Source organism: Candidatus Kosakonia sp. 282A-S69 (assembly GCF_029433855.1).
GTDB classification, from domain to species: domain Bacteria; phylum Pseudomonadota; class Gammaproteobacteria; order Enterobacterales; family Enterobacteriaceae; genus Kosakonia; species Kosakonia cowanii_A.
The window spans coordinates 1,095,365-1,114,919 of the sequence record NZ_JAROAU010000001.1 but is presented as its reverse complement, the minus strand read 5'-3'; the positions used below and the strand labels follow the sequence as shown (position 1 = coordinate 1,114,919).

Annotated in this window: 15 protein-coding genes and 7 tRNA genes; 16 read left to right on the top strand and 6 right to left on the bottom strand. The window is 53.9% G+C overall.

All coding sequences use genetic code 11. The annotated features are described in order from the left end of the window. Positions 1 to 18: 18 nt before the first annotated feature. Positions 19 to 573 (bottom strand): replication initiation negative regulator SeqA, encoded by a 555-nt coding sequence (gene seqA, locus PU683_RS04940; protein WP_277170433.1) that lies wholly within the window; start codon positions 571 to 573, stop codon positions 19 to 21. A 182-nt stretch (positions 574 to 755) separates the two neighbouring features. Here seqA and ybfF point away from each other — a divergent pair, with 182 nt between their 5' ends. From ybfF to fur, 4 genes are all read left to right on the top strand, one after another. Further along, the gene (gene ybfF / locus PU683_RS04935; RefSeq protein ID WP_277170432.1) at positions 756 to 1,520 is read left to right on the top strand and encodes an esterase; all 765 of its coding nucleotides are present in this window, start codon (positions 756 to 758) and stop codon (positions 1,518 to 1,520) included. A gap of 138 nt (positions 1,521 to 1,658) precedes the next feature. Further along, positions 1,659 to 1,940, top strand: coding sequence for a LexA regulated protein (gene ybfE / locus PU683_RS04930; RefSeq protein ID WP_277170431.1), 282 nt, complete (start codon positions 1,659 to 1,661; stop codon positions 1,938 to 1,940). A 163-nt stretch (positions 1,941 to 2,103) separates the two neighbouring features. Continuing rightward, on the top strand, positions 2,104 to 2,634 hold the full coding sequence (gene fldA, locus PU683_RS04925) for a flavodoxin FldA (RefSeq protein ID WP_277170430.1): 531 nt from the start codon (positions 2,104 to 2,106) through the stop codon (positions 2,632 to 2,634). Between the two features lie 289 nt (positions 2,635 to 2,923). Beyond that, positions 2,924 to 3,370 (top strand): ferric iron uptake transcriptional regulator, encoded by a 447-nt coding sequence (gene fur / locus PU683_RS04920; protein ID WP_023479956.1) that lies wholly within the window; start codon positions 2,924 to 2,926, stop codon positions 3,368 to 3,370. Positions 3,371 to 3,471: 101 nt separating this feature from the next. Here the strand turns inward: fur and PU683_RS04915 are convergent, their stop codons facing one another. The 5 genes from PU683_RS04915 to nagE form a co-directional block, all read right to left on the bottom strand. Beyond that, positions 3,472 to 6,129 carry a beta-N-acetylhexosaminidase gene (locus PU683_RS04915; protein WP_277170429.1) on the bottom strand — a complete coding sequence of 886 codons (2,658 nt, stop codon included), beginning with the start codon at positions 6,127 to 6,129 and terminating at the stop codon, positions 3,472 to 3,474. A 41-nt stretch (positions 6,130 to 6,170) separates the two neighbouring features. Continuing rightward, positions 6,171 to 7,568, bottom strand: coding sequence for a chitoporin ChiP (gene chiP, locus PU683_RS04910; RefSeq protein WP_277170428.1), 1,398 nt, complete (start codon positions 7,566 to 7,568; stop codon positions 6,171 to 6,173). A 449-nt stretch (positions 7,569 to 8,017) separates the two neighbouring features. Further along, positions 8,018 to 9,685: a glutamine--tRNA ligase gene (gene glnS / locus PU683_RS04905; RefSeq protein ID WP_277170427.1), complete on the bottom strand. Its 1,668-nt coding sequence runs from the start codon at positions 9,683 to 9,685 to the stop codon at positions 8,018 to 8,020. A gap of 83 nt (positions 9,686 to 9,768) precedes the next feature. After that, entirely contained in the window at positions 9,769 to 10,200 is a 432-nt protein-coding gene (locus PU683_RS04900) for a membrane lipoprotein lipid attachment site-containing protein (protein ID WP_277170426.1), read from the bottom strand. Between the two features lie 113 nt (positions 10,201 to 10,313). Next, entirely contained in the window at positions 10,314 to 12,338 is a 2,025-nt protein-coding gene (nagE, locus tag PU683_RS04895; protein ID WP_277170425.1) for an N-acetylglucosamine-specific PTS transporter subunit IIBC, read from the bottom strand. Positions 12,339 to 12,665: 327 nt separating this feature from the next. On the opposite strand from nagE, the gene nagB reads away from it, so the two are divergent. The 12 genes from nagB to PU683_RS04835 all read left to right on the top strand — a co-directional run bounded on the left by nagB (position 12,666) and on the right by PU683_RS04835 (position 19,554). Next, positions 12,666 to 13,466, top strand: a complete 801-nt coding sequence (gene nagB / locus PU683_RS04890; RefSeq protein WP_277170424.1) for a glucosamine-6-phosphate deaminase — start codon at positions 12,666 to 12,668, stop codon at positions 13,464 to 13,466. Between the two features lie 59 nt (positions 13,467 to 13,525). After that, positions 13,526 to 14,674, top strand: coding sequence for an N-acetylglucosamine-6-phosphate deacetylase (gene nagA / locus PU683_RS04885; protein ID WP_277170423.1), 1,149 nt, complete (start codon positions 13,526 to 13,528; stop codon positions 14,672 to 14,674). A 9-nt stretch (positions 14,675 to 14,683) separates the two neighbouring features. Beyond that, entirely contained in the window at positions 14,684 to 15,904 is a 1,221-nt protein-coding gene (gene nagC / locus PU683_RS04880) for a DNA-binding transcriptional regulator NagC (protein WP_277170422.1), read from the top strand. Between the two features lie 42 nt (positions 15,905 to 15,946). Further along, a complete protein-coding gene (locus tag PU683_RS04875; protein ID WP_023479994.1) occupies positions 15,947 to 16,699 on the top strand; it encodes an HAD-IIA family hydrolase in 753 nt (250 codons plus the stop codon). A 256-nt stretch (positions 16,700 to 16,955) separates the two neighbouring features. Beyond that, positions 16,956 to 18,620, top strand: a complete 1,665-nt coding sequence (asnB, locus tag PU683_RS04870) for an asparagine synthase B (protein ID WP_277170421.1) — start codon at positions 16,956 to 16,958, stop codon at positions 18,618 to 18,620. Positions 18,621 to 18,839: 219 nt separating this feature from the next. Beyond that, positions 18,840 to 18,916, top strand: a tRNA-Met gene (locus PU683_RS04865). A gap of 9 nt (positions 18,917 to 18,925) precedes the next feature. Next, a tRNA-Leu gene (locus PU683_RS04860) sits at positions 18,926 to 19,010 on the top strand. A gap of 23 nt (positions 19,011 to 19,033) precedes the next feature. Then, positions 19,034 to 19,108 (top strand) — tRNA-Gln (locus PU683_RS04855). Between the two features lie 38 nt (positions 19,109 to 19,146). Continuing rightward, positions 19,147 to 19,221 (top strand) — tRNA-Gln (locus tag PU683_RS04850). Positions 19,222 to 19,249: 28 nt separating this feature from the next. Then, a tRNA-Met gene (locus tag PU683_RS04845) sits at positions 19,250 to 19,326 on the top strand. A gap of 44 nt (positions 19,327 to 19,370) precedes the next feature. Continuing rightward, positions 19,371 to 19,445 (top strand) — tRNA-Gln (locus tag PU683_RS04840). Positions 19,446 to 19,479: 34 nt separating this feature from the next. Next, a tRNA-Gln gene (locus PU683_RS04835) sits at positions 19,480 to 19,554 on the top strand. The last annotated feature ends 1 nt before the right edge of the window (position 19,555 follow it).

Here is a 19,555-nt window from a genome sequence, read left to right as displayed (position 1 = left end):
GTCCTTTTGATGCAAGGATTAAATTGTGCCGCAAACTTTCTCAATCAGCTCCGCGGGGAACTGCATTGATTGCATGATGTGCTCAATCATGCTGCATTTACGACCCGTATTCGTGTTGGTGATGACCCAATAAGGGGTGTTCGGCACTTGCTTCGGCTTGGTCTGGTTGCCGTTCTGCAGCAGGGTGCGCTCATCAGCGGCAAAGTATACGCGCGTGCGACCATGCAGAGATTCAGTGGATTCCGTAAACCCTTTGTCATCGAGTGAATAGAGTGTAGACAGGATTAGCAGAAAGCGATTAACCGCTTTTTTCTGCTCGGCATATTCGTCGGAGAGCAGAAGTTCGCGAACAGCGCGGACTTTATCCCGGGTGGTGTTGGCCGGTTTGACCTCGTCGACAACGCTTGCGGCGCGTGTCTCTTTCACCGGCGCGGCAGGCGCTGCAGAGGGAGACGATGATGCGGCGGAGAACTTCAGCATACGCCGTAAAATCTCGGATGCGCTCTCGCCAATGTGCTTAGTATGGCTGGCAATATAACTGTAGAGCTCATCATCAACTTCAATCGTTTTCATCTTAATCCAGTGCTATATGAAATCTGAATACAAGTGTTGGGATTATAAAGCGAAATCCCAACAGCGGATAGGCACACACCAGGGTGGCAGCAAAACTCAGAGTAATGCTTAGCCTTGCAGCCGGGCGGCAGAATGTCCACCATAATAACCTAACCCGTTGGAGTGAAAAAAAGAACTTTGCCATGAAATTGAACACGCGCGCGCAAACTGCACAACATCCGCACAACAATTCCCCGATTGTGCTGGTTCACGGCCTTTTTGGCAGCCTCGATAACCTTGGCGTGCTCGCCCGTGACCTTGTGCAGGATCACGATGTGCTGCAGGTGGATATGCGCAACCACGGCGCATCACCCCGCTCGCCGGAGATGAACTATAGGGCGATGGCGCAGGATCTGCTTGACACGCTGGATGCCCATCAGATTGAAAAAGCGACTTTTATCGGCCACTCCATGGGCGGCAAAGCGGTGATGGCGCTCACGGCGCTGGCTCCCGAACGCATCGATCGCCTGGTGGCGATTGATATGGCGCCTGTGGATTATAAGGTGCGCCGCCACGATGAGATCTTTGCCGCCATCAACGCTGTCAGCGAAGCGAACATTTCGTCGCGCCAGCAGGCGGCGGCGCTGATGCGTGAGCAGCTTGATGAAGAGGGTGTGGTTCAGTTCTTACTGAAATCCTTCGTTGACGGCGAGTGGCGCTTTAACGTGCCGGTGCTGTGGGATCAATACGCCAATATCGTTGGCTGGGAGACTATTCCAGCGTGGGATAGACCTGCCCTGTTTGTCTGCGGCGGCAACTCCTCTTATGTGACCGATGCCTACCGCGATGCGCTGCTCGCGCAGTTTCCCCAGGCGAGGGCGTACGTCATTGCAGGTGCCGGGCATTGGGTACATGCAGAGAAACCTGATGCGGTGCTGCGGGCTATCCGCCGTTACCTGGCAGAGTAATGTCAACTGATTAAAAAGGCGGCGACCGGTCGTTTCAACGCGCCCGGTCGTTGGCGTGCCGATGCTGGTGATGTATGATGGCGCGCTATTCAGCCCGGGCAGCGGCCCGATTGCGTGTTTTCCCGTAGTATTCATATCATGGCTAAAGAACAAACGGACCGTACGACACTAGATCTCTTCGCGAATGAGCGTCGCCCGGGACGGCCGAAGACCAACCCGCTCTCGCGCGATGAACAGTTGCGCATTAATAAACGCAATCAGCTTAAACGCGATAAGGTTCGTGGGCTTAAGCGCGTCGAACTGAAACTGAATGCGGATGCGGTCGAAGCTTTAAATGAGCTGGCCGAAGCGCGCGAGATTAGCCGCAGCGAACTGATTGAAGAGATGCTGCTGGCGCAGCTTAAAGCCCTGCGCGGATAGCGATTCTTCTGAATCATCGTCAAATTCCCCTTTTCATGTGGCATACAGTGCAGTCCGCGGCAATAGCAGTTTCCGCGTTCTTCTCTGTTCTGCTATGATTGCCCTTATCTGTGGGCTTAGCGCTCCCCCTATACTCATTAAGATTCAAGAGGTTATTTTACTCATGGCAATTACAGGCATTTTCTTCGGCAGCGACACCGGCAACACCGAAAACATCGCCAAAATGATCCAGAGCCAGCTTGGTAAAGACGTCGCCGATGTTCATGACATTGCCAAGAGCAGTAAGGAAGATATCGAAGGGTATGACATCCTGTTGCTCGGCATTCCGACCTGGTATTACGGTGAAGCGCAGTGCGACTGGGACGACTTCTTCCCGACGCTGGAAGAGATTGATTTTAATGGTAAGTTAGTGGCGCTGTTCGGCTGCGGCGACCAGGAAGATTACGCTGAGTACTTCTGTGATGCGCTGGGCACCATTCGCGACATTATCGAACCGCGCGGTGCGACCATTGTGGGTCACTGGCCGACTGCCGGTTACCATTTCGAAGCGTCAAAAGGCCTGGCGGATGACGATCACTTCCTGGGTCTGGCGATTGATGAAGACCGTCAGCCAGAACTGACCGCCGAGCGCGTGCAGAAGTGGGTGAAGCAGGTTTCTGAAGAGCTGCATCTGGATGAAATCCTGAATGCCTGATTTTTACGGCGCAATCTGCTGGTTGCGCCGTATCAATAGGTAAAAGCAATCGAAATAATTGCTACATTTTTTTAACTTTCCTACTCATCCCTGTACAATAAGCCCTGCTTAACGCGGTGCCTCCGACCGGGAGTTGTCGGCGATACCACGTTTCAAAAGCTTACTTTACTTGAGGGCTTGCAGTTTTCATTTATACATGGCAGTTCTATAATGATACGCATTCGCCCGGGTGCATTCCTTATAACTTCCGAGAAGGAAGTGAATCGTATAGCAACAGGACAGATTCCGCATGACTGACAACAATACCGCATTAAAGAAGGCCGGCCTGAAAGTCACGCTTCCACGTTTAAAAATTCTGGAAGTGCTTCAGGAGCCGGATAACCATCATGTCAGTGCGGAAGATCTTTATAAGCGTCTGATCGACATGGGTGAAGAGATTGGTCTGGCAACGGTATACCGTGTGCTTAACCAGTTTGATGACGCCGGGATTGTCACCCGTCACAACTTCGAAGGCGGCAAGTCTGTTTTCGAACTGACGCAGCAGCATCACCACGATCACCTTATCTGCCTCGACTGCGGTAAAGTTATCGAATTCAGTGATGATTCCATCGAATTACGCCAGCGCGAAATTGCCGCTAAACACGGTATCCGCCTGACGAACCACAGTCTCTACCTTTATGGTCACTGCGCCGAAGGCGACTGTCGCGAAGATGAACACGCGCACGATGCTAAATAAGTTCTTCTGAACGTTAAAAAGCCAACCGTCAGGTTGGCTTTTTTTATGCCTGGCGGATGAGCGACGCGTTAAATGGCTGCGCCGCTCATGCCGGAAAGCGATCAGGCTTTCAGCGTATCGACACGGCTAACGCGTTTGCCATCCGGACTTGAGGTGCGCACCTGCACCTCTCCATCGATCCGTAAGCGCGCTTTCGCATCATATCGCTGCCATGTTTTACCGCGATCGAGGGAGTACTCTACCACCAGCCCCGGGAAGCGGGTGTTGACCTCAAGTACACCGTCGATAATACGCGCCCCTGGCACTGGCAGACGATAATGAATGCCGGCTTTGTCCAGCTTCGCCAGCTCGCGCTGCCCTACCAGATTGGCAAAACGCTGCCAGTCAGCCGTAAGCGCCTTCTGATCGACCCACTGTGTCTCGCCACCTTTGTATTCGCGTCCCGCCTGATAATCCAGCTCCCAGCTTGCACGATGCCATGCCCGCTCCGCAACGGCGACCAGACGGGGATAGATCATGTACTCCATCTGCTCGTCCGTACGCACCACTTCGCTCCACAGCTGGGCGGAAAGCCCGTAGGCACCCGGCCACGGCTTGTCTGATTTGGCGGTGAAGGCGTTGCCATCACGATCGAGCGACGTTTCTGCATTCTGCGGCATGTTGTCCGGCGCAAAGCTGAAAATCTTGCGCTCATCGCTGAAACGTGTTCCCCAGTAGTAGCCGCTTTCCGCCGGGTGAACTTCGCTCGGGAAGTCGAGATAGACATAGTCCGGATTGGAAACCACTACGCGGAAGCCTTTATTCGCCCAGTCGTTGACGGAATCGAAACCGCCCCAGTAGAGCGCATCCCAGAAGTTGACATTGACGTTTTTGGTGGCAAACACTGAGGCGTCTTTGGCATCTTTCAACCCATCCTGCCAGGCCTGCATCACCTCAATGCCATGCGCCTTAACCAGCTTGCTAACCTCTGCGCCAAAGTAGCTGGAGAGGTGACCAACATCGCTCACTTTTCCAGCTTTAATCATCGCCCGGCAGGCCTCAGATTTGGCCCACGGCTTATCCTGCTTGCTCTGATCGATAATGCCTTTACCCGGCTGCGGATCTTTCATATCCGTATAGCCAGCACCCAGGTAGATGTTTTTCGCCTCATCGCCGCCAAAGTGCCAGGTGTGCAGCGGCAAGCCCGCTTCCCTGTGCATCTGCTGGATTTCGCCCATCACCTTATCGACAAAGTTGCGTGAGGAGTCCAGGCACGGATTAAGGTAGCCAGTGCGGTCATAGAACTGTACGCCAGCGGTAACGGAGGTATCTGTCGGATCGAGCAGGCGGTAGCGCGCCGCCTCACGCTCCTCTTTGCCCTCTTTTATCAGGCGATGATAACGTGCCTCCATCGAGATGACCGCCGCGCGCGCATGGGCGGGCATGTCGATCTCCGGGATCACCTCAATGTGCCGCGCTTTGGCATATTTGAGGATTTCAATATAGTCGGCGCGGGTAAAGTAGCCGCTGCCGTTGTTATCACGATCTGGCCCCGATCCCAGCTGCGGCAACAGGCACTGCTTCTCGCTCAGATCGTGGCAACGCTGGCTACCAATGGCCGTCAGCTCAGGCAGCCCCGGAATTTCAATACGCCACCCTTCATCGTCCGTCAGATGGAAGTGGAATTTATTCAGCTTATAAGCCGCCATCTGATCCAGCAGGCGCAGCACAGCCGCTTTACTGTGAAAATTGCGTCCGACATCAAGATGGATACCGCGGTAGTCGAAGCGCGGCGCATCTTTCGCCGTCAGGGCGGGGAGGGTTATAGGTCCCTGCGCGGGAAGAAGCGAAAGCAGGGATTGCAGGCCATAGAATACGCCGCTCTGATCAAAACCGGTCACCACCGCCTCTTTATCGCTGATACGCAGCTGATAGGCACCGTTGATCGCCTCGTCATCTTTGAACGCTTTGCGGGCAATCTCGGTACGTAGCAGATAACTCCCCTCTTTCACGCCGAGCATGGCGAAGCGCGCTTTGATAGCGTTCTGCGCATCGGGCAGCAGCGCCGAGAGGTCGAATTTTACCCCCTGGCTGAGATCGATATCCCGAGCGTAAATTTTTACCTCGCGCGGCGTCGGCACAATCTGCCCGCGTAGCGAGGCGAGGTTCATTGCTTTGATATCGCTGTTTTGCGCAAAGCGTGCTTCGGCGGTCATCAGGATATTGTTATCGTCTGGTGTCCGCTTCCACTGCTCGCCGAGCGGCGTGACGAACTGGGCAAGATCTTCCGTATTGGTATTGGCGATGGTTTTCGGCGACGCTTCCTCTCCCGTGACATACCAGCGCGGCAGCACATCGGTAATAAAGAGTTGCCAGTACTCATTCACAATCGGGATCTCGACGGACTGCTTCGCCGGAAAACCGGTAAATTGCTCGGTAGGCTCGAGTTTATGCAGGTCTCCCATAATATGGGTCACTTTGAACTGCGGGTTCGCGACGTGCAGAATGGGACGAATGCTGTGGAAGTAGATCGCCCACGCTTTATCGGTTACCGCTTCCCCACTGTTGGTCAGCGTGATCACCGCTTTGTTGCAGGAGGCCCAGTCTGCGCCGAGCTTCGCACAATCAACACCATGCTGTGCGGCAAAGTTATCTTTTACGGCGTAGTTCAGATTGAACTGGCTGATGGCATCAACCGTGCTCTGGCTTGCCAGTGCCGCGCCGCTGCCGAGCAGCGCTGTGACTGCCACCGCCAGCAGGCTTAAACGTGCTGTATACATTCTCTGTTCCTTAAAGTTGCCACTGATTGGCAAAAAATTAATTAGAAAAGGGTAAACGGCGCGATGACCATAAATTTCACGTCGCGCTCATCCTGGAAAATGTTGCCGTAACCACCGGCATAGCTCGGGATAGCGGAGTGGTTGTCATACTGTGTGAAGTGCAGCTTAAACATCGTCCCTTTCGCGCGCCCCTCTTGCAGGGTATAGATGGCGTCCAGGCTGTAAGCGGACTCTTTCAGGCGATAATCGGCGTTGTACCACGCATCCGGCACGGCCATTTCAGCTGGCTTCGCGCCCCAGGCGTAGGCGTAAGAGGCCCCGATTTGCCAGCCGGGCAAGTTGCAGCCCGCCAGATCGTACATCGCGCCAAGGAAGAGCGCTTTTTCGCCATTGGCGTTGAAGTCGGAGCGGTTATCCCACCAGATGTCGAGGCGACCGTTGGAGGAGGCGTAGGTTGGCGTCATGCGCTGCAAAAAGTAGCCCTGCTGCCCTTCTGCTTTTACCCACGTTCCTTCGAGGCGCAGCGCGAGTGGCCCGACCGTATAACCGAAGGTCAGCGCCTGCAACCAGGCGGTGCCGTCATAGAGATCGTTGATGCCGCGATCGCTGACTTTGTCGCGGGCACCATAAAACTGATAGCTGGTGCTGAGTGGTTGATTTGCCACAGCGAACTGGTAGCTGGCTTTTGCAAAGTACTGATCGACATAGCCCTGCGCCTGGCCAAACGCAGCTTCCAGCAGCAGATTGTTTTTGAAGTCATATTTTGCGCCGAGCGAGTGGAGATAATCGACCCGGCGTTGTCTGTCGTTTTGCCAGAACTTATCCATCTCGATATGCCAGGGGGCTTTATATCCATTGGCCCACATATAGGAGAGGCTCAGCGCGCCGGCATCGCCATAATCGCTATTAATACCCGCTTCCGCACCCCGATACGTCCCCGGCATAAAACTCCAGTGCGGTGCTAATAGCGTCTGACCGGTGGGCTGAATATAACCTGCGCGCGCCCAGAGTGAGCCATACTTAAATTTCGCCGCCGCTTTATAGAGACTGACACCGCTTTTATCGCCCGCCCAGCGCTCTTTATAGGCTTTATTGCTGGCGGAAAAGGCAATTTCATTTGGGTGTGCGCTGTCGCCATTTTCTGCCATTTCAATTGCCGTAAAAGCAGCAATATCCAGGCCGAACATATCAGCCGCAAAACCTGATTGAAAATCCAGATTTGCATTCCAGGTAGCGTGAGAGAGGTTAGTTTTATATTTATTATCAAGACTATCTTTACGGTCGCGCTCACGCTGCCAGTAATAGATCCCGCCGGTGAGCGTCGAGCCATCAATAAAACCACTCTCCTGCGCCTGCGCGGGAAATGTCAGGCCTGACATGGCGGTAACTGCGGCAATAGCCAGCGAAAGGGTACTCCGTTTACCTGCAAAGGCACGCATACATTGATTCCTTTTAAATGTAAAAATCTCCGCCGCGGCGGCGATAAATAAAATAAGCACAGGAAACCTTTATGGATATTCCCTAAGTGAACAACAGCACAAAGCCTATTTTTCACCTTAGGAATTATCAACGTATTTTTAAGCAAAAATAACGGATTATGACGAAGTGCACAGAAATAAATGCGGAATAAAAACCGTTTCATAAACCATAGAAATAGATAACAACTAAGCATTCAGGCGATATTTAATTCTTTCTCAATGCGGGCGTTTCCTCACTATTCTGAAAGAGTCCCTTTGCCAGGTTCCAGCAATAAAAAAGCAGAGCATGAGCAGAAGAGAATATTAATTTTCCGCACAAATATGTATTTATTGTAATGAACTGGTTAAGCAATAAAAAAACGCCGCGGGAAGCGGCGTTTAAAAAAAATAGCGGTCTCTGCTTGATGCGATCAGTCGCCGATTTTTGCCCAGGTATCACGCAGGCCAACCGTGCGATTGAACACGAGTTTGTCTGCGGTGGCATAGCGGCTATCGAGGCAGAAGTAACCTTCACGCTCAAACTGATACGCTTTGCCCGCCTGCGCCTCTTGCAGTGACGGCTCGGCAAAACCCTGCTTAATGACCAGCGATTCCGGGTTGATGGTGGCGAGGAAATCCTCGGCTGCACCCGGGTTCGGCACGCTGAACAGACGATCGTAAAGACGAATTTCAACCGGCAGCGCATGCTGCGCGCTGACCCAGTGGATCACGCCTTTAACCTTGCGGCCATCAGCCGGATCTTTACTCAGCGTATCGGCGTCGTAAGAGCAAAAAATGGTGGTGATGTTGCCTTCGGCATCTTTCTCCACGCGTTCCGCTTTGATCACATAAGCGTTGCGCAGGCGAACCTCCTTGCCGAGCACCAGACGTTTGTACTGCTTGTTGGCTTCTTCGCGGAAATCAGCGCGATCAATCCAGATCTCACCGCTGAACGGCACTTCGCGGGTGCCCATCTCCGGCTTGTTCGGATGGTTCGGCATAGTGACGATTTCGCTGCTGCCCTGCGGGTAGTTTTCGATCACCAGTTTCACTGGATCGATAACCGCCATTGCGCGCGGCGCGTTTTCGTTGAGATCTTCACGAATACAGGATTCCAGCGACGCCATCTCAATGGTGTTGTCCTGCTTGGTTACGCCGATGCGTTTGCAGAATTCACGAATAGAAGCGGCGGTATAGCCACGGCGGCGCAGACCAGAGATGGTCGGCATACGCGGATCGTCCCACCCCTCAACATGCTTGTCGGTTACCAGCAGGTTGAGCTTGCGTTTGGACATCACGGTATATTCGAGATTCAGGCGCGAGAATTCGTACTGACGCGGGTGTACCGGAATGGTGATGTTATCCAGCACCCAATCATACAGGCGACGGTTGTCCTGGAACTCCAGCGTGCAGAGAGAGTGGGTGATCCCCTCCAGCGCATCGCTGATGCAGTGGGTAAAGTCGTACATCGGGTAGATGCACCACTTGTTACCAGTCTGGTGGTGTTCAGCAAATTTAATGCGATAGATAACCGGATCGCGCATCACGATAAAGGGCGAAGCCATATCGATTTTCGCACGCAGGCAGGCTTTACCCTCTTCAAAACCACCAGCACGCATCTTTTCAAACAGCGCAAGGTTCTCTTCTACGCTGCGATCGCGATAGGGGCTATTTTTACCCGGTTGCGTCAGCGTACCGCGGTATTCGCGGATCTCGTCGCCGGTCAACTCGTCAACATAGGCCAGGCCCTTGTTGATCAGCTCAACCGCGTAGCTATATAGCTTATCGAAGTAGTCAGAGGAGTAGCAGATGTCGCCAGACCAGTGAAAGCCCAACCACTGCACGTCGTTTTTGATTGACTCAACGTACTCGATATCTTCTTTTGCCGGGTTGGTATCATCGAAACGCAGGTTGCACTGACCGTTATAGTCCTGTGCGATACCGAAGTTCAGGCAGATGGATTTCGCGTGGCCGATGTGCAGATAGCCGTTCGGCTCCGGCGGAAAACGTGTATGGACGGTGGTGTGTTTACCACTGGCCAGATCTTCATCGATGATCTGGCGGATAAAGTTAGTCGGGCGGGCTTCAGCCTCACTCATCACAGGTTCCTCAAGGCGTAAACAACGTATAACGGCATATGATCTAATAAGAGGACGCAGGAAACAACCTTTACTTATACAAATCACTGATGCTCAGGAGAAAGGTATTCGTCCGCGTAGTTTGCCTGCCGACAGCGTAAATCCTGCGTGGTCGGCGTGAGGATCACGGGGTTGTCGATCTCATCGCCATTTCCGCTGCGCGGGAGATAACCCGGCGCTTCAATACACCAGCCCCACAAGTAAAAATTGGTGCCGTGTAGAAAGAAGATCATATTTTCCCACTGGGATTTTTTCTCGACATCAATATGACCCTGCCTGTCAGCGCGGAACTCCTCTGGCGCGGGATAGTATCCCGGCGGGGAACGCCCGGTGCTGACCCACATCATCGCCGTTGGCAACGGCTCTCCGGCTGGATTGCGTACATCCACTTCATAGTGTGGCCGAAGAGTTGCGTAACGCGGAATACAGCCGCTTAGCGCCACCATCATCACCAGCGCGTATAAAATCCTTTTCATTATTCACCTCTGTAAAATAGCGGCATCAGTATGGCACTCATTAAACGGCAGGTAAAAAAAAGCGGCGGAGGAGAACCCCGCCGCTTAAGGCTAATGTGCCGACTCAGGAGCAATCAGCCTTTAATCTCGTATAGCGGTGTCTGGCCCGCGACGACATGCCCTTGTGCCTTGATGACAAGGCCACTGAAATCATCAATATTGCTGACAACAATCGGGCTAATCATTGAGCGGGCGTTTGCATTGAGGTACGCCAGATCCATTTCGAGGATCGGTTGACCCGCAACCACTTCCGCGCCCTCTTCTACCAGACGGGTAAAGCCCTGACCGCCCAGCGCAACCGTATCGATGCCCATATGGACAACAATCTCTGCGCCTTTTTCGGTCTCCAGGCAGAAGGCATGGTTGGTATTAAAGATTTTCACAATCGTACCGGCCGCCGGGGAAACGACGGTTTTGTCGGTTGGTTTTACCGCCACGCCGTCGCCTACTGCTTTGCTGGCAAAGGCTTCATCCGGGACCTGGTCCAACGCAACGACTTCACCGGTGACCGGCGAAAGAAGTTCGGCAATCACCACAGAGTTCGGCACCGCCTGCGGTTTTGCAGCGGCTGGCGCTGCCTGGACCGGCGCTGTGGCGCTGCTTGCCGCGGCCGGGACATCCCCCGCCGTTTTCATGGCGTTGGCAATTTTTTCAGCCACAAAGCCGACAATAATCTGCACGCTGGTTTTATTAAGACGGATCACACCGGTTGCACCCAGGCGTTTTGCCATCGCTTCATTGACCAGAGAAGAGTCATTCACGTTAAGGCGCAGACGGGTGATGCAGGCATCAATACCGGTCAGGTTGGCCGAGCCGCCGACGGCAGCAATATACTGGCGTGCCAGGCCGCTGACATCCTGCTCGCCATTAGCACTAACGTTAACATCCTGACCATCGGTTTCATCACCGGCAACCGCCAGCTCACGGCCCGGGGTCAGCATGTTGAATTTGGTAATAGTGAAGCGGAATACCACGTAGTAGAGAACAAAGAACACCAGCCCCTGCGGGATCAGCATCCACCACTGTGTCGCCAGCGGGTTACGCGACGAGAGCACCATATCCACCAGCCCGGCGCTGAAGCCGAAACCGGCAATCCATTGCATGCTTGCCGCGATATAGACGGAGATACCGGTCAGAATGGCGTGAATGACATACAGCACCGGAGCCACGAACATAAAGGAGAACTCCAGCGGCTCGGTGATACCGGTAAAGAAGGCAGCGAAGGCACCCGCCATCATAATCCCGAGCACTTTGGCTTTATTCTCAGGACGCGCGCAGTGATAAATCGCCAGCGCCGCACCCGGCAAGCCGAACATCATGATTGGGAAGAAGCCCGCCTGATAACGCCCGGTGATCCCCACCGTTGCTTTGCCCGCTTCGATAGACTGCGCGCCGCCGAGGAAGTTAGGGATATCGTTGATACCCGCAACGTCGAACCAGAAGACCGAGTTCAGGGCATGGTGCAGACCGACCGGGATCAGCAGACGGTTGAAGAAGGCATAGAGACCTGCGCCTGCGGAGCCGAGCTTCTGGATATGTTCGCCGAAGCTCACCAGAACACTGAAAACGACCGGCCAGATAAACATCATAATAAAGGCCACAGCGATCATCACAAACGAGGTGATGATCGGCACCAGACGGCGGCCGCTGAAGAAGGAGAGTGCTTTCGGCAGTTCAACGGTGCTGAAGCGGTTGTAAAGCTCAGCGGAGATGATCCCTACCATGATGCCGACAAACTGGTTTTCAATCTTGCCGAAGGCAGCAGGAACTTGATCAAGTGGGATTTTTTGAATCATCGACACCGCAGCAGGTGAGCAGAGGGTCGTTAACACCAGGAAGCCGACAAAGCCGGCCAGCGCCGCAGCGCCATCTTTATCTTTTGACATGCCGTAGGCGACACCCACGGCGAACAGCACGCCCATATTCTCAATGATGGCGGAGCCAGATTTAATGAAAAACGCTGCCAGCGCATTTTCACCGCCCCAACCCACAGGGTCGATCCAGTAGCCGACCCCCATCAAAATCGCTGCCGCAGGCAGCGTGGCGACCGGCACCATCAGCGCGCGGCCAACCTTCTGTAAATAGCCTAAAATACTCACTTTATTCCCCCTATGAGCTCAACGTGAGCCCACTGAAACAGTTGTTTTTTATTGTGCAACGAACCCTGAACTGACGGCTGTTTTTCTACTACCTGACCGAGTGTCTGCAAAATTAATTCGCCTCGCAAATTAAACGCGCATTTTCTGTGATTAAAATCACTAACTATCGTCATCACCACTCCTCAATACTGGCAAACGGCAAAAACTTATTTTAAGATCAAAAATATCAAGACGGATTGCTCCCTTCTTATGACGAAACCAGGTTACGCTTAAACCTGAGCCAGAAGGCGCACCGCCAGTGCTTTTCATTAAACTTTGAGGTGAACAATGAGACTGATTCCCCTGGCGACAGCTGAACAGGTCGGCAAATGGGCCGCCCGCCATATCGTCAACCGCATTAACGCATTCAACCCCACCGCCGATCGTCCCTTTGTACTTGGCCTGCCAACAGGCGGCACACCGCTTACAGCCTACAAAGCATTAGTTGAAATGCACAAAGCGGGCCAGGTCAGCTTTAAACATGTGGTGACCTTCAACATGGACGAATATGTGGGCCTGCCGAAGGATCATCCGGAGAGCTACCACAGCTTTATGCACCGTAATTTTTTCGATCACGTTGATATTCCTGCTGAAAACATTAACCTGCTCGATGGAAACGCGCCCGATATTGACGCAGAATGCCGCCGTTACGAAGAAAAAATTCGCGCTTACGGCAAAATTCACCTGTTTATGGGCGGCGTAGGCAACGATGGCCATATCGCGTTTAACGAACCGGCATCGTCGCTGGCATCGCGTACGCGTATTAAAACGTTAACCCACGATACCCGCATCGCGAACTCGCGCTTCTTCGACGGCGACGTCAATCAGGTACCGAAATATGCCCTGACTGTCGGCGTCGGCACGCTGCTCGATGCTGAAGAGGTGATGATCCTGGTGCTGGGCAACATCAAGGCACAGGCGCTGCAAGCGGCTGTTGAGGGTAACGTCAACCATATGTGGACCATCAGCTGCCTGCAGCTGCACCCGAAAGCCGTTATCGTCTGCGACGAGCCGTCCACGATGGAACTGAAAGTAAAAACGCTGAAATACTTCAACGAGTTAGAAGCGGAAAATATTAAAGGTCTGTAAGTCTGTTTCCGCTTCGCAGGCAACTGCGGGGCGGCACTCATCGTTAACCGGGGGTTGTTATGTATGCTTTAACCCATTGCCGAATCTTCACCGGCCATGAAATTTTGGATGACCATGCGCTCGTTGTAGCCGATGGCCTGATTGAACGCCTCTGCCCACAGGCTGAGCTGCCAGCGGATATTGAACAACGCTCGCTGAATGGTGCCCTCCTCGCCCCTGGATTTATTGATGTGCAGCTTAATGGCTGCGGCGGCGTGCAGTTTAACGACACCGCCGAGGCCGTCAGCGTTGAGACGCTGGAGATCATGCAGCGCGCTAACGAGAAATCCGGCTGCACCAGCTACCTGCCGACGCTTATTACGACCAGCGATGAGCTGATGAAACAGGGTGTGCAGGTGATGCGTGACTATCTTGCGAAATACCCAAACCAGGCGCTGGGCCTGCATCTGGAAGGACCTTGGCTCAATATCATTAAAAAAGGAACCCACAATCCGGATTTCGTGCGTAAACCGGATGCGGCGCTGGTCGAATTCTTATGTCAAAACGCGGATGTGATCACAAAAATCACATTAGCTCCCGAAGTGGCAGGAAGTGAGGTGATCCGCAAGCTGGCCGATGCGGGCATTGTGGTTTCCGCCGGGCACTCCAACGCCACGCTGAACGAGGCGAAAGCGGGTTTCCGCGCCGGTATCACCTTCGCCACCCATCTTTATAATGCCATGCCGTACATCACCGGACGCGAGCCAGGTCTGGCGGGTGCCGTGCTTGATGACACAGGTGTTTACTGTGGCGTGATTGCCGACGGGTTGCATGTCGACTACGTTAATATTCGCAATGCGAAGCGGCTGAAGGGAGACAAGCTCTGTCTGGTCACCGATGCAACCGCGCCCGCAGGTGCACAGATTGATCAGTTCATTTTTGCTGGTAAAACAATATACTACCGAAATGGATTGTGCGTAGATGAAAACGGAACGCTGAGCGGCTCGGCCCTGACGATGATCGAAGGGGTGCGTAACCTGGTCGAGCATGTTGGTATTGCGCTCGATGAAGCGCTGCGTATGGCCACGCTCTACCCGGCTCGCGCCATCGGCGTTGACAAAAAGCTGGGCACTCTCGCCGCAGGCAAGGTAGCGAACCTGACCGCATTCACGCGTGATTATGAAATTATCAAGACCATCGTTAATGGTAACGAGGTCGCCACTGCATAAAGAGACGGTATGACATCAGGCGGACAAGCTCAAATTGGTAACGTTGACCTCGTAAAACAGCTTAACAGTGCGGCGGTTTACCGCCTGATTGACCAACATGGCCCCATTTCGCGCATTCAGATTGCCGAACAGAGCCAGCTTGCCCCCGCCAGCGTGACAAAAATCACGCGTCAGCTGATTGAACGCGGGCTGATCAAAGAAGTCGATCAGCAGGCCTCCACCGGAGGCCGCCGCGCCATCTCCATCATTACCGAAACCCGCCATTTCCAGGCTATCGGCGTGCGCCTCGGGCGCAACGACACCACCCTTACCCTCTACGATCTGAGCAGCAAGGTGCTGGCGGAAGAGCACTATCCGCTGCCGGAGCGCACGCAGGAGACGCTGGAGCATGCGCTCCTTAACACCATCAGCCAGTTTATCGACGCCAGCCAGCGGAAAATCCGTGAGCTGATCGCCATTTCGGTGATCCTGCCGGGGCTGGTCGATCCGGAAAGTGGCGTGATCCGCTATATGCCGCATATTCAGGTGGAAAACTGGGCGCTGGTTGATGCGCTGGAAAAACGCTTCAAATTGACCTGTTTTGTCGGACACGATATCCGCAGCCTGGCGCTGGCCGAGCACTATTTTGGCGCAAGCCAGGATTGTGAAGACTCCATTCTGGTGCGCGTGCACCGCGGCACCGGTGCCGGGATTATCTCCAGCGGTCGCATCTTTATCGGCCGCAACGGCAACGTCGGTGAGATTGGTCATGTGCAGGTAGAGCCACTCGGCGATCGCTGCCACTGCGGTAACTTCGGTTGCCTGGAGACGATTGCCGCCAATGCCGCCATTGAGCAGCGGGTCCGTCATCTGTTACAGCAGGGTTATCAGAGCCGCCTGAAAGAGGAGGATTGCTCGATCAAGGCTATCTGCAAAGCCGCCAACAAAGGCGATGCGCTGGCCTGCGAAGTGATTGAGTATGTCGGGCGTCATCTCGGTAAAACCATCGCTATCGCCATTAACCTCTTCAACCCGCAAAAAGTGGTTATCGCCGGCGAGATCGTTGAAGCGGAAAAAATTCTGCTGCCCGCCATTGAGGCCTGTATCAACACGCAGTCACTGAAGGCGTTTCGCAAAAATCTGCCGGTTGTGCCCTCCACACTCGATCACCGCTCTGCTATCGGCGCCTTCGCGCTGGTGAAACGGGCGATGCTGAACGGTCTGCTACTACAGCGGTTGCTGGAAAACTGACAGGGTTTATAGTTAACACTTATTTTTTTATCCGGACACTCCATGACCATTCAGAATGTAATCTGCGATATTGATGGCGTGCTGATGCACGATAACGTTGCCGTTCCTGGCGCCGCCGAGTTTGTTACCCGCATCCTTGAGAAAGAGATGCCGCTGGTGTTGCTGACCAACTACCCCTCTCAGACCGGTCAGGATCTGGCTAACCGTTTCGCCTCGGCGGGGATCGATGTGCCCGCCAGCGTCTTTTACACCTCTGCGATGGCAACGGCGGACTTCCTCAAGCGCCAGGAGGGGAAGAAGGCCTATGTCGTCGGCGAAGGCGCCCTGATTCATGAGCTTTATAAAGCCGGCTTCACCATTACCGACATCAATCCGGATTTTGTCATCGTCGGCGAAACCCGCTCCTATAACTGGGAGATGATGCACCGCGCGGCCTTCTTCGTCGCTAATGGCGCTCGCTTTATCGCCACCAACCCGGACACACACGGCCGCGGCTTCTACCCAGCCTGTGGCGCCCTCTGCGCCGGTATTGAAAAGATCTCCGGCCGCAAGCCATTTTATGTTGGCAAACCGAGCCCGTGGATCATTCGCGCCGCGCTGAACACCATGCAGGCGCATTCGGAGCAGACGGTGATTGTCGGGGATAACCTGCGCACCGACATTCTGGCTGGCTTCCAGGCCGGTCTGGAGACCATTCTGGTGCTCTCCGGCGTCTCGCGGCTGGACGATATCGACAGCATGCCCTTCCGGCCATCGTGGATTTACCCCTCGGTCGCCGAGATTGACGTTATCTGAACGTAACCACGCCTTTGAGCGTGGTTTTTCATTTTTGCCACACCGAAAACTTGCTTCATCTAATAAATACGGCGTAATTTTGAATAATCATCAATAAACCCGCGCAATACATACGCAATTTTCAGCATTCCTCAATCACCGTTGCACTTTTTCATTTTCTGCGGCTAAAAGGCTTGCGCCAGGCCTGCGTTTTACGGCATTTTGGCTACAAGCACACAACATTACAGCAATGCCCTCAAGGTTAACGGAGAAGTCTATGTGTTCAATTTTTGGCGTACTGGATATCAAAACCGACGCAGGCGAATTACGTAAAAAAGCGCTCGAATTATCCCGTCTGATGCGCCACCGCGGCCCGGACTGGTCAGGCGTTTATGCCAGCGACAAAGCGATTCTCTCTCATGAGCGTCTGTCGATTGTCGACGTCAACGCCGGAGCGCAGCCGCTCTATAACGAACAAAAAACACATGCGCTGGCCGTTAACGGTGAAATTTATAACCACCAGGCGCTGCGCGCAGAGTATGGCGACCGCTACGCCTTCCAGACCGGCTCCGACTGCGAAGTGATCCTCGCTCTCTATCAGGAAAAAGGTCCCGCCTTCCTCGACGAATTACAGGGCATGTTTGCGTTCGTACTCTACGACAGTGAACAGGATGCTTACCTGATTGGCCGCGACCATATCGGCATCATCCCGCTCTATATGGGCCATGATGAGCACGGCAACCTCTTTGTTGCCTCTGAAATGAAAGCGCTGGTGCCGGTTTGCCGCACCATTAAAGAGTTCCCGGCGGGGAGTTATCTGTGGAGCAAAGAGGGTGAGATCCGCTCTTACTATCAGCGCGACTGGTTCTCCTATGATGCGGTAAAAGATAACGTCACCGATAAAGCGGAGCTGCGCCAGGCGCTGGAAGATGCGGTGAAGAGCCACCTGATGTCCGACGTGCCGTATGGCGTGCTGCTCTCCGGCGGACTCGACTCCTCCGTAATCTCCGCAATCACCAAAAAATTCGCCGCTCGCCGCGTGGAAGATCAGGAGAAATCAGAAGCCTGGTGGCCGCAGCTTCACTCTTTCGCCGTCGGCCTGAAGGGCGCGCCGGATCTGAAAGCGGCGCAGGAAGTAGCCAACCACCTCGGCACTGTGCACCATGAAATTCACTTCACCGTGCAGGAGGGTCTGGATGCGATCCGCGATGTGATTTATCACATTGAAACTTATGACGTGACGACTATTCGCGCCTCGACGCCGATGTACCTGATGTCGCGCAAAATCAAAGCGATGGGCATCAAAATGGTACTCTCCGGTGAGGGCTCTGATGAAGTTTTCGGCGGCTATCTCTACTTCCATAAAGCGCCGGATGCCAAAGAGCTGCACGAAGAGACGGTGCGTAAACTGCAGGCGCTGCATATGTTTGACTGCGCCCGCGCCAACAAAGCGATGTCGGCATGGGGCGTGGAAGCGCGCGTACCGTTCCTCGATAAAAACTTCCTCGACGTGGCGATGCGTATTAACCCGCAGGATAAGATGTGCGGCAGCAACGGTAAGATGGAAAAACATATCCTTCGCGAATGTTTTGAATCCTACCTGCCGGCAAGCGTGGCATGGCGCCAGAAAGAGCAGTTCTCTGACGGCGTGGGATACAGCTGGATCGACACCCTGAAAGAGGTGGCGGCGCAGCAGGTGACGGATCAGCAACTGGCAACTGCCAGCTATCGCTTCCCGTACAACACGCCGTCATCGAAAGAGGCCTATCTCTACCGTGAAATCTTTGAAGAGCTCTTCCCGGTAGCCAGCGCCGCCGAGTGTGTGCCGGGTGGTCCGTCCGTGGCTTGCTCTTCGGCTAAAGCGTTCGAGTGGGACGAAGCGTTCAAAACCATGAACGATCCCTCGGGCCGCGCTATCGGTGTTCACCAGTCAGCGTATTGATGAGCAATGGTTATGCATACAGGCCCTGCGGGGCCTGTTGTTTTTGTGTGGCTGATTTCACGCAGAAAATCGATTTTTGTTGAATAAAGCGACATGCTGTTCGCAACCTAACCAAACAGTCACATTCCGGCAATTTTCGATGAAAAAGGTGTTGACGCTCTCAGGCTCAATACGCATAATGCGCCCCGCAACGCCGATAAGGTAACGCGAAAAAAAGATGGCTACGTAGCTCAGCTGGTTAGAGCACAGCACTCATAATGCTGGGGTCACAGGTTCGATTCCCGTCGTAGCCACCATCTTTTTTTGCGGGAGTGGCGAAATTGGTAGACGCACCAGATTTAGGTTCTGGCGCCGCAAGGTGTGCGAGTTCAAGTCTCGCCTCCCGCACCATTCCCAAAGAGGCGTTGCACGGATGGGGTATCGCCAAGCGGTAAGGCACCGGTTTTTGATACCGGCATTCCCTGGTTCGAATCCAGGTACCCCAGCCATCTCTTCTTCGACTCCTGCGTGTTAACGCGTTAGTCGTTGGGGTATCGCCAAGCGGTAAGGCACCGGTTTTTGATACCGGCATTCCCTGGTTCGAATCCAGGTACCCCAGCCAGTCGATGACTGGGTAAGCAGTAAAATTTGGCTACGTAGCTCAGCTGGTTAGAGCACAGCACTCATAATGCTGGGGTCACAGGTTCGATTCCCGTCGTAGCCACCATATTCAAGGTGTAATGTTCAGACATTAAACCGAAAAAGATTTGTTGGGGTATCGCCAAGCGGTAAGGCAGTGGATTCTGATTCCACCATTCCGAGGTTCGAATCCTCGTACCCCAGCCAAATTCAAAGCCGCTTGCTGCGGCAAACGCACTTTTGGGGTATCGCCAAGCGGTAAGGCAGTGGATTCTGATTCCACCATTCCGAGGTTCGAATCCTCGTACCCCAGCCAA